We start from the raw sequence: 14,317 nt of genomic DNA, 5'->3' as shown, positions 1-14,317 counted from the left end.
TAACGCCTTGCTCAATTGCGCAGCGGTGTAGAGAGTTTTTGTGCAATAATGAGCGAAGCGAGTGCACAAAAAGGAACGTAGACCGCTGCGTCAATTGGAGCAATTTGTTAAGCATTTTTCTCTAACGATTGGCCGCATGCTACACATAATTTGGCTTTTGGTGTGCGAAATAACTTACTACACTTGTTGCACTTTGGGCCATAACTACTACGCCGTAAATAAAAGATTACGTCGTAACCCATATTCTTATAGCCTGTTAATTCCTCAAACTTTTCTACCGCCTCTGGGCAACAATTGGCTCTTGCTGTGGGAATATCACATCCATGTTCAGCCCGATAAGCCTTAATCTTCTTAATTGTATCAGTAAGGAGTGGGCTCAGTTGCTCCCACTCCTCTTCGTTTAACATTGGCAGATTTTTATCTACCCTCCAACCATACTCAATATTCATAACTTGTGATGCTTAACAGTATATTATCCATAATTCACGATAGTAACGGATCATAGATTATAAAATTAACATAAAAAATAACAATTAATTCATTAACAGTCAAAGCTTTATAGTCAAAGAAGTGATCTTATTTGAAGTATTAACCTTGTAGAAACTAAGCACTGCGTCATACTCAGCTATTTTGTGCTGAGTATGACGCAGTGCTTAAAAAATTAAATACTATAAATCAATAAATTAGAAATTTACCTATGTAGAAAGTGAGCATATTAGTGCTTACTTTCTACACAAAATATTGCCTTTTTTGGGAAAACCCATTATAACTGTATAAATAAACAGTTGCAGTAAGGTGTTTTTATGATTATCAAATCTCCTTTTTTACAATCTCTTCGAGATGTAATTCGAACAAAACGATATAGCCTACAAACAGAAAAAAGTTATTTATATTGGGTTAAGTTTTTCATTATGTTTAATGATAAAAGGCACCCCAAAGAGTTGGGCGCAGCAGAAATAAACCACTTTTTAACTCATTTAGCTGTTAATAGAGGCGTTAGCGCTGCAACACAAAATCAAGCTTTGTGCGCTTTAGTTTTCATGTATAAGCACATGTTAGAACAACAATTTGATGGTTTAATTTTTTCATACGCTAAACGCCCTAAAAATATTCCAACAGTACTTTCTCCAAATGAAGTAGCTGCAATTATTACTAACTTAAAAATGCCCTATCAATTAATCATTTCTATTTTGTATGGTTCGGGTTTACGGTTGAATGAAGTGTTGAGGTTACGAGTAAAAGATATCGACTTTTCAAATCAAACTATATTTATTTTTAGAGGAAAAGGACAAAAAGATAGATTAACAATATTACCTAAAGCGCTTAATGAAATAATTACAGATCAAATAGATCATGTTGAAGTTATACACAAACAAGATTTGCTTGATGGATTTGGTTTAACTTCAGTACCTGCGTCATTACATAGAAAATATAAAGCAGCAATGAAAGATTTTGCATGGCAATATATTTTCCCTTCCTCCACTCGTTGTGAGCATCCTATCGATGGGTATATTTGTCGCCACCATCTTCATCCATCAACGCTAACTCGACATTTACGACAAGCAGTTATAAAAGCAAAGATTCCTAAGAAAGTATCAGCACACACATTTCGTCATAGCTTTGCAACGGCTTTATTACTTAATGGAACTGACATAAGAACAGTGCAAACACTACTTGGGCATTCTGACTTAAGAACAACTGAGATCTACACACACGTCATTGGTGAAAGGCATGCCGGAACGGTTAGTCCATTTGACAACATTCATCATAAATTTTAAGTTTAATACCAATCACGTTAATTAACTGATCTATTTTACTTGTTAAAATAACTTATTTCTTCGTTGTAATTTTCGCAAATAGAACAACTATTTAACTTAAATTACGCCTTGAAATCAGCCATTTTTCCTGCGCAAAATTTAGATCACTTATTTAACGTAATTGGTATAAGTAAACACAACCACTTCATTAGCCAATAAAAATATCTCATAAAAAAAGCCCTAACGGGCTTTTTCATTGAATTCATTCTAGTGATTTATACCAGTTGAGAAGGTCTTTTAATGACCGCTTGCCCGACGACAACATGCTCTCCGTTAAAGGTCATGGTCGGTGATCCGTAAAGCTCGTAACCTTCGCTTAATGCTTTAGTAATACGACTACAAAATTCACTGTCGTCTTTGCCTGTGATTAGTCTGTAATTCTGGATTGAATTTGGCATATTGAACTCCTTGAATACGTTATAAACTCAAATCAGCATACGGTGATTCATTTAAAAGACCTATTAACTATAAACAAAAATGTGATTCAACCAATTGGATGCATAAAAAAACGGCACATTGAGCGCCGTTTAGTTAATGATTGATGGGTAATCAAATTACCTTTGATCTTTGTTCTTCGCGCGACGCTTATGGACGATAAACTTTTACGTTTTCAAAGCCAGCTTCTTTTAAGTAAAGCGCTTGCAGTTGACTCATTACACCACGGTCGCAATAAAGTAGATAAGTTTTGTCTTGTGCTAAAGTTTCAAATTGATTGCCTAGTTTGAAGAAGGGTAAGTGCTCTACTTCAACGCCTTCAATTTCTAATGGTTTTTCATCTCTTTCGTCAGCGGAGCGGATATCTAACACCACTTCATTGTCTGCAAAGGCAGAAACAGACTCAACTTCCACCAGCTGCGCTTTAGCATCTGCGGCGATGTCTTTAATATCTTGAATTTTTGCATCAAACACGACTTTATCGATTAATGACATATCGAAGTTAGCTTCTTCTTTTTCGATTTTGCTCATTACCGCTTTTACCGTTGGACGCTGTGAAATAACGCCACAGTATTCAGGAATAGTTTCAGAGATTTCTGCGGTACCAATATCGCGAGCACAATCAATAATATCTTGTTTATCCGTTGCTACTAATGGACGTAGGATCAAGGTGTCCGTTACTTGGTCAATCACTGAAAGATTACGTAAGGTTTGGCTTGAAACCTGGCCTAATGCTTCGCCTGTGACTAACCCTTCAATCTCTAAATTTGCAGCTACTTTAGCCGCAGCACGCATCATCATACGTTTTAATACAACGCCCATTTGGCCGTTATCGACTTTCTCTAAGATTTCAGCCACAACAGGTTCAAAAGGTATAGAAATAAACTTAACACGATGAGAAGCGCCAAAACGTTCCCATAAGTGATAAGCCACTTGTTTCACACCGATTTCATGTGCCGCGCCGCCAAGATTAAAGAAACAGTAATGAACGCGCGATCCACGTTTTAATAATTGATAACTTGAAACGCCAGAATCGAATCCACCAGAAATCAATGATAATACAGACTCTTGTGTCCCTAGTGGGAAACCACCAAGTCCTTGATGACGTTGGTCGATCATGAATAATTTATTTTCATTGATCTCAATATTCACGGTCACATCAGGATTTTTTAATTTAACCGATAACGCGTCTGTATGCTGGTTTAAACCACCACCAACATAACGCTCCACTTCATTTGAGCCAAAGTCATGTGTGCCAATGCGTTTTGCACGTACACAGAATGTTTTACCGGCTAAGCTTTCGCCAAAACTGGCTTTCGTTTGCTCGTAGATATCATGAATATCAGTAAAGGTACTTTCGCTCACTTCTAAGAAATGCGCAATACCCGGTGTGCTTTGTAGGTAATGAATGACTTTAGCTTTGTTGTCGGGGTCGTTGTTTTCACTACGAACAATAATTTTGTCCCATTCAAGAATCACTTTAATGTCTTCGTCATGACGCGTCAGTACGTTACGTATATTGCCCTGCAACATTTTACTAAAACGTTTACGTACGGGTTTACTTTTCATCATAATTTCTGGAAAAAGTTTGACGATAAATTTCATGGGTACCACTCTTGAATTCTGGACTGTATTAATTTTGAAGTGCGAATTATACGCACTACGTTGGTAGGCGCAATCTTTACTATGCTTAGGTTAGCTTTGTAAGGTGGTTAAGTTCACTTCACAACTACCTTTATTGGCAGCGATATAGAAAACACCATCAGTTATAGTAATGCTAAAATCCATTGTGCGCTCTACTAACGCGGCGAATTGTTGAATTTGTTCAAACTCAAATTGGTACACTTCGGCTTTAATGGTTGCAAAGTCTTTTTGAGATTGTTTCCACCACACACCAGACTTGGTATTAAACGTATAAACTTTAGCGACCTTAGCTTGTCTTGCTGCTTTTTTAATTCGATCGAAAGCGGGTTCACCCACATCCACCCACAATAAAAATTCATCACTGTAATTCTTCGCCCAAATATCAGGATCATCGGCTTCACTTAAACCTGTCGTAAAACTTAAAAACTCTTGGTTGTTTAATACGTACGCCAAGATACGCGTCACCATACGTTCTGTGGTTTCTGATGGGTGTTGTGCAACCGTGAGTACGATGGTTTCATAAACGTCATTATCTAAATCAGAGACATTAATGTTCATTTTGAAAATAGTCGGCTTTAACGCCATGGTGTTTCTCCAAAAAAAAACCACGTTGTAAAACGTGGTTTAAATAAAAATCTATTTTTGTTATTACCTTAGAACTTAAAACTTAGTATAAGGAACTAAGAATTAAACAGGCATTTTCGCCAATTTAGCGCACACTAAATCACCAAATTCAGCCGTGCTAACTAGGTTAGCTTCGCCTTCTTTAGACAGGTCTGAAGTTGAGTAACCGTCTTCAAATACGCCTTGCATTGCTGCCCAAAGGTTTTTCGCTTCTTTTTCCATGCCAAAGCTCATTTCTAGCATTAATGCGACTGAACCAATCATTGAGTATGGGTTTGCAATCCCTTTACCTGCAATATCAGGAGCAGAGCCGTGCGATGGTTCGTAGTAAGATTTTTCAGGACCTTTACACGCAGAAGGCATAAGACCTAAAGAACCTAAGATACCGCCGCCTTGGTCACTTAAGATATCACCGAACATGTTTTCCATGACCATTACGTCAAACATAGTTGGTTTTAAACATAGGTAAGTGGCTGCAGCATCAACTAGAATGTTAACCACTTCAACTTCAGGGAAGTTTTTGCTTTCTTCTTCTACGATTTCATTCCATAACACGCTTGATTTTAGCACGTTTGATTTATGGATGTTGTGCATGATTTTTTTACGTTTCATAGATACTTCAAAACCAACACGGACGATTTGACGAATTTGGTCTTCATCGTATTCTAATACTTCACGAACGTAACGTTTGCCTTCAGCATCAACGCCTGTTTCTTTTTCACCAAAGTATAACCCACCCACTAATTCACGAATTAACATGATGTCGATGCCTTCGCCTACTACCGACTCTTTCAATGGAGAAAAGTGTGCAAGACCTTTTGGTAAATAAACTGGACGGAAGTTAGCGTAAGTATTGTAACGACGACGTAATGGTAATAATGCGCCACGTTCTGGCTGTTCATCAACAGGGATCTTTTGAGAGTCTTCGTGATTTAATCCAATAGTGCCTTTTAAGATGGCATCTGCTTTATCACAAGCGGCTTTAGTTTCTTCAGGGAAAGATTTACCAGTAGCGAAATAAGCAGCAGCACCAAATAGTACGTCGTTTAATTCGAAGTTAACATCAGCGTTACGCTCTTCAACTAATTTTAAAACTTTTACAGCTTCTTTCATTACTTCAGGACCGATACCGTCGCCTGCTAGTAAAGCAATGTTATATGTTGTCATTTTAATTCCCTAAATGATTATTTTAAATGGGTGTAAATTTCTGCATGCATAATAAGGAAAAGCGCCCCTAGTTTCAAACGAGAGGGCCACTTTTTTACACTTTAAGTGATTATTTATGCAGTTTTTATGAATATGTTAATGAATAGTAAAATGTTAAACGGGATTATCAATATCAATAAAGATGACGTCAAAGCCCATTTCATCGCTTAACCATTCACCTAATGCTTTTGCCCCATAACGTTCTGTTGCGTGATGTCCTGCTGCAAAATAATGAATACCCATTTCTTTGGCGATATGCGTTGTGCGCTCTGAAATTTCACCACTAATAAAAGCATCAATACCCTGCTCTGCGGCAATGGTAATATAATCTTGTCCACCACCAGTACACCAAGCAATGGTTTTAATTTCTGGCTTGCCACCGTCAATCCATAATGGCGCTCTATTAAGCTGCTTTGTAATCGTTTCAATTAATTGGTTTGGCGTTACTGCTTCTTCAAACTTACCTGCACGACCTACGCTGCGTTTATCCCAAGGTTCTAATGGACGTCTGTCGGTGATCCCTAATAGCTTAGCAAGTTGCGTGTTATTACCTAATTCAGGATGTACATCTAATGGTAAGTGATAAGCATAAAGGTTGATGCCGTTTTCAATCAGTGCTTTGATACGATTATATTTCATACCGACGATCTGCTGCGCTTCCCCTTTCCAGAAAAAGCCGTGATGAACTAAAATCGCATCGGCATTTTCAGCTATTGCCGCATCAATTAAATCTTGATTAGCCGTAACACCAGTAACAATTTTTTTTACTTGTTCACGACCTTCAACTTGTAATCCGTTAGGGCAATAATCTTTAAATTGATGTATTTCTAGAAACTGGTCGAGTTTATTAGCAAGCTTGCGATTATTCATATTGTTCACTTTTAAAATAGAAGAAATGACTGAATTTAGCCTAAAAAGGCATTATAGATAAAATTAAAAACTTAATGAAATGTTTTACCTATACTCCATTTAGATTTCTTTTAAATGCATTTATCCATGTCATAAGTCACTGCATCAACACGTTCGATATAACTGTAATCAGCAATCGGTGGTAAATTTAATATTGACCGACGTAACATATCAAAGGCAATTGCCACAGTTAAATCACGGATATGCTGACGAGGACGTTTGGCTGAAAACTTTATTTTTTGACAATAAACTTTATTATTTGCTTTCACACTAATAACAACTGTTCCAACTGGATTTGCATCTGTACCGCCCCCAGGGCCAGCAATGCCACTTGTTGCAATGGCATAATCAGATTCTGGTAAATTTGAATGAGCACACGCAACGCCAGCCGCCATTTGCGCAACACTAGCCAATGACACCTCTGATTCTTCATCAATTGTTTGTTGCGATACTTTTAACAACCCCACTTTGGCTTCATTGCAGTAACTCACAATACCTTGTTTAAGGTAATGAGAGCTACCAGCGAAAGCGACTAACTGACTACAAATGTCACCACCCGTTAATGACTCTGCAACACTCAGAGTGTTTGTTCTTTGTGTTAGTAAATCATGTACTTCAGCGGCCAATGTATTTTTATTGCGAGCAACAATACCATCACCTAACGAGGCAACAGCTTGCTTTATCGCGCGCTCTTGATCAGCTTGATTCACATCACGCGCAATTAACTTTAATTCTAAATAAGGCATATAAGAGCGATAACCTAACGTAATACCTGTCGGCCAAGAGAGTTGCTCTAAGCGTTCCGCCATATCAGATTCTCCAATACCTAAGCACAATAATTTAGTCACTTCGACCTGACTCTGCAATCCAGTTTGAGATTTTACAAAAGGAATGAACTGCTCTAAGACCATTTTTTTATATTCATGCGGCACGCCCGGTGTGAAGAAAAACCAACAACGATTCAACTTGACTCTAAATCCACAAGCCGTGCCAACTGGGTTATCAACCATAATGGCACCTGCTGGTAACAGTGCTTGCTTTAAGTTTTTGGGATTCAAAGGCACACCACGGTCTTTTGCCCATTGTATTAATGTTGCTTTCCACTCATTATTTTCTACTAACTCAACACCCATTGCTTTCGCCATGGCTAAAGCAGAAAGATCATCGGCCGTTGGCCCTAATCCACCATTCACTAACACGATATCCGCAACACTGCTACGCTCTTGAAAGACTTCAACTAAATCAGCTAAACGATCACCAACGGTGGTTCGACGGTGCATCTCAAAACCGTTATCCATGAGTTGGTTGCCCAACCATGCAGCATTAGTATCGACAATTTGTCCTGCAAGTACTTCTTCGCCAGTGCATATCATTTCTAATTTCATTGTGTTCTCGGTATTTGTTTATTATTCATCTGTCATTTAATCAACAACCTCATAAAGGAAGATAATTAAAGCATTAATAAGTTTGACTTTTATTTACTGTAACACGCTTGCAAAACATAACGCTAACAAGGTACTGTTTACGCTTTAATTTTATCTTAATTTGATATGAGATTGTTATGACCCAATGCACAGCACAAAAATTAAACGCTATTCGCCAACAAATGGAAAAACAAAATTTAGATGCCTTTATCGTTCCTCGCGCCGATGAATATTTAGGGGAATATGTGCCAGCACATAATCAACGCCTTTTTTGGTGTAGTGAATTTACAGGCACTGCAGGGTCAGTCATTATTTTAAAAGATCGCGCCGCTATTTTTGTTGATGGTCGTTATACTATCCAAGTTAAACAACAGGTAAACGCTAAATTATTTGAATTTTATCATCTTATTGATACACCACATATTGCTTGGTTAAGTGAGCAGCTTCCTCAAGGTGCAAAGATCGGGTTTGATGCAAAAGTACATAACTTAAACTGGTACAAAGCGTCACTTAAAACGTTATCAGAAAAACAAATGCAATTAGTTGCAGTGAAAAATAACCTTGTTGATATGAGTTGGAACGATCGCCCGACTCCGACTCAACATGAGGGATTGTTACTGGATCAAAAATATACAGGTCTTTCAAGTTTAGCAAAGCGACAAAAAATCGGATTGGATATTGCGAAAAAAGGCGCAGATGCAGCTTTAATTAGCGCTCTCGACTCAATCGCTTGGCTACTTAATATTCGCGGTAAAGATATTCATTGTTTTTGTGTCATTCTCGGTAGCGCGGTGCTCAAAAAAGATGGCTCAATGATCTTTTTTGCTGATCCCGCCAAAATACCTACCGGTTTTCATGAACATGTTGGTGAAGGTGTCACATTAGCGCAAGAATCCGACGCTGCAGCAACATATCAAACCTTAGGAGAACAAAAGCTTACGATACTTGCCGATCCTGAAACGTCTAATGCTTTCAGTCAATTAACCGCAGAAAAGGCAGGTGCAACTTTAATTGCAGGGCTTGACCCAGTGGCGATGCCTAAAGCTTGTAAAAATGATGTTGAATTATATGGCATGCAACAAGCACATATACGCGATGGCGCTTCAGAAGTTAGGTTTCTACACTGGTTAGAAACAGAAGTGGCACAAGGCCATTTGCACGATGAAGGTTTTTTATCGGACAAGCTAACCACCTTTAGAGAAACGAATGAACATTATGTGGAATTAAGTTTTGATACCATTTCAGCCGCAGGTTCAAATGCAGCCATGTGTCATTACAATCATCTCAATGGTACGCCTGCAGTATTACCCATGAACAGCCTTTATTTGGTTGATTCAGGCGCACAATATTTAGATGGTACAACAGATATTACACGTACGGTTGCCATCGGCACACCTTCCGCTGAACACAAAAAGATGTTCACTCTGGTATTAAAAGGTCACATTGCCCTCGCAAATATGAAGTTCCCTGCAGGCACAAGTGGCAGTCAGCTAGACGCTCTTGCACGCCAATTTTTATGGCAGCAAGGTTATGATTATGATCATGGAACGGGTCACGGCGTCGGTTGTTTTTTAAATGTGCATGAAGGCCCACATCGAATTGCTAAAAATGCTAACACTGTGCCATTGCAAGTGGGTATGGTTGTCTCAAATGAGCCTGGTTATTATAAACAAGATGGTTATGGCATTCGCTGTGAAAACCTGATTTATGTCGCTGACAAAGGTCTGGCTAATGACGGCAAAAAATTCTATCAATTTGAAACGTTAACGTTAGTGCCATTTGATTTGAGACTCATTGAACGCACTTTATTGACCAAGGAAGAAATTAATTGGATTAATACTTATCACGCTGAAGTTAATGAAAAGATTGCTCCCTTATTAACAGGGTCCGATTTAGAATGGTTAAGAAAAGCCACGCAAGCTATCTGATTCTTAAACTGTTTTATTAAGCCTGTTCACTCTGTAAGCAGGTTTAATATTAATGGGCTTTCATACCAATCATAGTAAGTAACTGATCTATTTTACTTGTTAAAATGGCTTATTTTTTCGTTGTAAGTTTCGTAAAGGGAACAACCATTTACATCAACTTACGCCTCAAACTAAGCTATTTTTCCAGCGCAAAATTTAGATCAGTTATTTAATACAATTGGTATCACATAGGTAGAGAGCAAACCACAAAAACAGCGATATTGCCTCATGTTGCTTACGCTACTATGAGGCTATTTAGCAAAGGTAACTATTTGGAATAACAAACGAGAACTGGCTGCCCTCGCCCACATGACTTTCAATATGCAACTCACTGTCATAATGCGTTAACGCATGTTTAACAATCGACAACCCTAATCCTGAGCCGCCAGTATCACGAGAGCGAGAAGAATCAACGCGATAGAAACGCTCAGTTAAATGCAGAATATGCTCTGGCGCAATGCCGTCGCCTGTATCCATTACACAAAAGTAAGCCCCTTCTGGCAGTTGTTTCCATATCACTTTGATAGAGCCATTTTCAGGTGTGTAATTAATGGCATTATAAACAAGATTCGCCATCGCACTACGTAGTTGCATTTCAGATCCCACCACAGAGAGCTTAGGATCCACTTTGAAGTTGATTGATTGTGTCTTTTTACGCCCTAATGTCACCGCTTCATTTTCAATTTGCGTTAACAAGGCTGGTACATTAATACTTTCTTGAAAATCTAAAGTCCCCGCACCTTCAATTTTCGATAAGGTCATCAGCTGATCAACCAAGGCACACATTCTAGCAGTTTGTTGCTCTAGTACTTGTACTGTTTTTAGCTGTAACTTATCGCCCTTTGCGTTCATCTCTAATATTTCAATATAGCCTTGCAACACGGTTAACGGCGTGCGTAACTCATGGGAAACATTAGCGACAAAATGACGACGATTTTCGTCCATTAAACGGTAGTTTGATACATCACGCACAATCAATAAACGCTGACTCTTTGCATAAGGCATCACCCTAAACTCTAGAATTTTATCGTTATTAATTGGAGAAACAAGATCAAGGGGTTCGTTGTAACTATCACTGTAAACGTACTCAACAAAATCTGGATGACGAATTAAATTGGTAATGTTTTCACCAGCATCTTCAGGCCATTTAAAGCCTAATTGAAATTGAGCAAGGCGATTACACCAAACAATCTCACCATCTTTTTTGAATACAACAACCGCATCAGGCAATGCTTCCGAGCCTTCACGGAATCGACTAATGACGCTAGCAAGGTTATTACGGCGTTTACGATGACGCTGTTGCATATTGTGAATACCAATATAAGCACGCTCCCAAAAAGCTTTACCAGGAGGTAATACCGTACTTTTGCTCACCCATAACCAATCATTAAGCTTCTTTAAGAAATAATAGTGCCATAGGATATGCAATGTGGTCGTAGCTAATAAAAGCTCAAGTACTAAGTCTGTTAATAGCCCTAATAAGAAAATAGGGGAATAGACTAAGCACATTGTCCAAAACAGTTGTTTCCATGTATATGTTTTCAAATGACGAACTCTATATTATGCGATAAATGGAATCGTAGCCTATGAACGTGTTGAAAAGCGATATCCTGCTCCACGTACAGTTTGTACTAAGTGGTCATGATTAGACAGTGCTTTTCGTAAACGGCGGATATGCACATCAACAGTACGATCTTCAACGTACACATTAGTACCCCACACATTATTCAACAATTGTTCGCGGCTGTATACACGCTCTGGGTGTGTCATAAAGAAATGTAATAATTTAAATTCAGTCGGTCCCATTTCTAATGGCGTATCGCCTAAGGTTGCGCGATGTGAAACAGGATCTAACTTCAACTCCCCTACTTTTAACGTGTCATCCAATGATGTTGGATTAACTCGACGCATCACTGTTTTAAGGCGAGCCATTAACTCTTTAGGCGAAAAAGGCTTAGTGACATAATCATCAGCACCATTTTCAAGGCCTCTGACTTTATCTTCTTCTTCACCACGTGCAGTTAACATGACCACAGGGATTTGGCGTAATATTTCATCTTGTTTTAAAAATTTAAGTAATTGAATACCACTGCCACCCGGAAACATCCAATCTAATAAAATAAGATCAGGATAAGGTTCGTGCAAATTGTCTAATGCAGATTGATAATTATCAGCTTCAATGGTTTCATAACCGTGTTGCTCTAATACAAAGCTCAGCATATCTCTGATTGCGACTTCATCTTCTACCACTAAAATTCGGCTTGCCATATTGTATTAATTCCGTAGATGCTATTTTAAGTAGATGCATTATTGCTTGTCATTATGACACTTATATTACAAATATAAATAAAGTGTCATAAAACTTGTGTATTGTGCCTATTATGTGAATCTAAGAAAAAAATATGATCTTCTTTTTACGATTTTATAAAAAATACTTTAAACTGCGTCAATCGAATTATATTTTCCACTCCGATCATTTAATAAAAGGGTCTGTCATGTTTTTTAAAAATCTACAAGTTTACCGTTTCACGCGTCCAATGGAACAAGATGAAAATGCATTAGAAAGAAGCCTAGAAGAATTTAAATTTAAACCCTGTGGTAGCCAAGATATCTCAAAACTAGGTTGGGTTTTCCCAATGGGCAAAAGTGGCAGCATGTATACACATGTGAATCAAAAACAGATTTTAATCTGTCTTAAAAAAGAAGAAAAAATGCTACCAGCAGGCGTTATCAAAGATCAACTTGATGAGCGTGTTGAAGCGATTGAAATAGAGCAAGGTCGTTCATTAAAGAAAAAAGAGAAAGAAAGTTTAAAAGACGACATCATTATGCAATTGTTGCCGCGTGCATTTAGTCGTACTTCTCAAACCTATGCGTGGATTGATACTGAAAGTGACATGTTATACGTAGATTGTTCTAGCTCTCGTAAAGCTGAAGAGTTAATTTCATTGTTACGTAAAACAGTCGGCAGCTTACCTGTTGTTCCTGTACAGCTACAAAATCAAACCGATGTGGTAATGACGGATTGGTTAGTAGAAGGCAATATTCCAACAAACTTTAAATTAGAAGATGAAGCTGAATTATGCTCTGCATTGGAAGGCGGCGGCATTATTAAATGTAAGCAACAAGATCTATTGTCAGAAGAAATCAAGATCCATTTAAGCTCAGATAAATTTGTGACTAAACTAGCGCTAAACTGGGCTGACAGCATTTCATTTATCATGGGTGAAGAGTTTGCACTAAAACGCCTTAAATTCTCAGACGTATTACAAGAACAAAATGAACATATTGAATCAGATGATTTTGCAGCACGTTTCGACGCAGACTTTATCTTGATGACAGGTGAAATCAAACAACTGGTTCCATCATTAATAGATTTATTTGGTGGTGAACAAAACCTTTAATCCCGACTAATTAATCCCTTCTAAAAGCTCAGTTATTCCTGGGCTTTTTATCATTACCTTGTTATACAAACAATCGTTAAACTACCATTAATTACTTGTAAACACAGCGTTAAGTTTCTGACTAGTATGTTAAATAATTCTTTTTATTTTCAAAAAAATATTATAACCTTCTGAATAATTTATATCGCACCCGCTAAGCTAATGCTTCTAAAAGATAAAACCTATCTTTACAAAAGGTGTTATTTAGTTACCTCGAGGAGCTTAAATTGTTAGATTTTTTTCTTGCTGATTTTAACCTACCCTACTCTATTTCTATTTCTATTGTTTTTGCCATTGCATGTTTAGAAGGCGTTGGCCTTTTAATTGGATTAAGTATATCTAACTTCCTTGAAGACTTATTTTCTATTGATTTTGTTAATGATACAGAGCTACCTAGCGGAGGCATTAGTGCAACATTAGGTTGGTTATATTTACATCGCTTACCAATGTTAGTCTGGCTATTATTGCTGCTTTCTAGTTTTGGGATAGTGGGAGTGACATTAAATTATTTAGTCCTATTACCGCTTTGGTTAACTCTACCTATTACCATTGTGGCAACTGTTTTTATTACTCGCTTTTTAGCAAAACATTTATCGAAAATTATTCCTAAGAATGAAAGCTCAGCAACGTCTTCTAGTAGTTTTGTAGGAAAAGTAGCAACAATTACGATAGGAAAGGCATCAAAAGGCCACCCAACAGAAGCGGTTGTAAAGGATAGTTACAACCAAAAGCACTATGTATTAGTTGAACCAGAGGAGTCATCGAAAATATTCACACAGGGAATGCAAGTCGTATTAATTCAAAAACAAAAAAGTACTTGGTTAGCCATTGAATTTCATGGTTAGTTT

General features: G+C 37.8%; 12 protein-coding genes. 4 read left to right on the top strand and 8 right to left on the bottom strand.

The genetic code is table 11. The annotated features are described in order from the left end of the window. Positions 1 to 803: 803 nt before the first annotated feature. Positions 804 to 1,778 carry an integron integrase gene (locus tag E2R67_RS12070; protein WP_347876783.1) on the top strand — a complete coding sequence of 325 codons (975 nt, stop codon included), beginning with the start codon at positions 804 to 806 and terminating at the stop codon, positions 1,776 to 1,778. 254 nt (positions 1,779 to 2,032) lie between these two features. On the opposite strand, the gene E2R67_RS12065 is transcribed toward E2R67_RS12070, so the two are convergent. The 6 genes from E2R67_RS12065 to E2R67_RS12040 form a co-directional block, all read right to left on the bottom strand. Further along, the gene (locus E2R67_RS12065; protein ID WP_208379521.1) at positions 2,033 to 2,215 is read right to left on the bottom strand and encodes a DUF1737 domain-containing protein; all 183 of its coding nucleotides are present in this window, start codon (positions 2,213 to 2,215) and stop codon (positions 2,033 to 2,035) included. Positions 2,216 to 2,402: 187 nt separating this feature from the next. Beyond that, a complete protein-coding gene (gene thiI / locus E2R67_RS12060; RefSeq protein WP_134291207.1) occupies positions 2,403 to 3,857 on the bottom strand; it encodes a tRNA uracil 4-sulfurtransferase ThiI in 1,455 nt (484 codons plus the stop codon). Positions 3,858 to 3,947: 90 nt separating this feature from the next. Then, entirely contained in the window at positions 3,948 to 4,481 is a 534-nt protein-coding gene (locus E2R67_RS12055; RefSeq protein ID WP_134291206.1) for a YaeQ family protein, read from the bottom strand. 102 nt (positions 4,482 to 4,583) lie between these two features. After that, complete coding sequence (gene leuB, locus E2R67_RS12050; RefSeq protein WP_134291205.1) at positions 4,584 to 5,687, bottom strand: 3-isopropylmalate dehydrogenase; 1,104 nt, start codon at positions 5,685 to 5,687, stop codon at positions 4,584 to 4,586. Positions 5,688 to 5,840: 153 nt separating this feature from the next. Beyond that, positions 5,841 to 6,596, bottom strand: a complete 756-nt coding sequence (locus E2R67_RS12045) for a Nif3-like dinuclear metal center hexameric protein (protein ID WP_134291204.1) — start codon at positions 6,594 to 6,596, stop codon at positions 5,841 to 5,843. A 110-nt stretch (positions 6,597 to 6,706) separates the two neighbouring features. After that, complete coding sequence (locus E2R67_RS12040; RefSeq protein WP_134291203.1) at positions 6,707 to 8,020, bottom strand: CinA family nicotinamide mononucleotide deamidase-related protein; 1,314 nt, start codon at positions 8,018 to 8,020, stop codon at positions 6,707 to 6,709. Positions 8,021 to 8,196: 176 nt separating this feature from the next. Here E2R67_RS12040 and E2R67_RS12035 point away from each other — a divergent pair, with 176 nt between their 5' ends. Beyond that, positions 8,197 to 9,987 carry an aminopeptidase P family protein gene (locus E2R67_RS12035; RefSeq protein WP_134291202.1) on the top strand — a complete coding sequence of 597 codons (1,791 nt, stop codon included), beginning with the start codon at positions 8,197 to 8,199 and terminating at the stop codon, positions 9,985 to 9,987. Positions 9,988 to 10,281: 294 nt separating this feature from the next. Here the strand turns inward: E2R67_RS12035 and phoR are convergent, their stop codons facing one another. Further along, entirely contained in the window at positions 10,282 to 11,571 is a 1,290-nt protein-coding gene (phoR, locus tag E2R67_RS12030; RefSeq protein WP_134291201.1) for a phosphate regulon sensor histidine kinase PhoR, read from the bottom strand. Between the two features lie 39 nt (positions 11,572 to 11,610). Continuing rightward, entirely contained in the window at positions 11,611 to 12,294 is a 684-nt protein-coding gene (phoB, locus tag E2R67_RS12025) for a phosphate regulon transcriptional regulator PhoB (RefSeq protein ID WP_134291200.1), read from the bottom strand. A gap of 227 nt (positions 12,295 to 12,521) precedes the next feature. Between phoB and rdgC the strand changes: the two genes are divergently transcribed. After that, entirely contained in the window at positions 12,522 to 13,430 is a 909-nt protein-coding gene (rdgC, locus tag E2R67_RS12020) for a recombination-associated protein RdgC (protein WP_134291199.1), read from the top strand. A 266-nt stretch (positions 13,431 to 13,696) separates the two neighbouring features. Next, the gene (locus E2R67_RS12015; protein WP_134291198.1) at positions 13,697 to 14,314 is read left to right on the top strand and encodes an OB-fold-containig protein; all 618 of its coding nucleotides are present in this window, start codon (positions 13,697 to 13,699) and stop codon (positions 14,312 to 14,314) included. Positions 14,315 to 14,317 lie beyond the last annotated feature (3 nt).

Origin of the sequence: Psychromonas algicola, from assembly GCF_004378355.1 — a bacterium.
In the GTDB taxonomy this organism is placed as follows: domain Bacteria; phylum Pseudomonadota; class Gammaproteobacteria; order Enterobacterales; family Psychromonadaceae; genus Psychromonas.
This window is presented reverse-complemented; position numbering and strand designations above follow the sequence as displayed.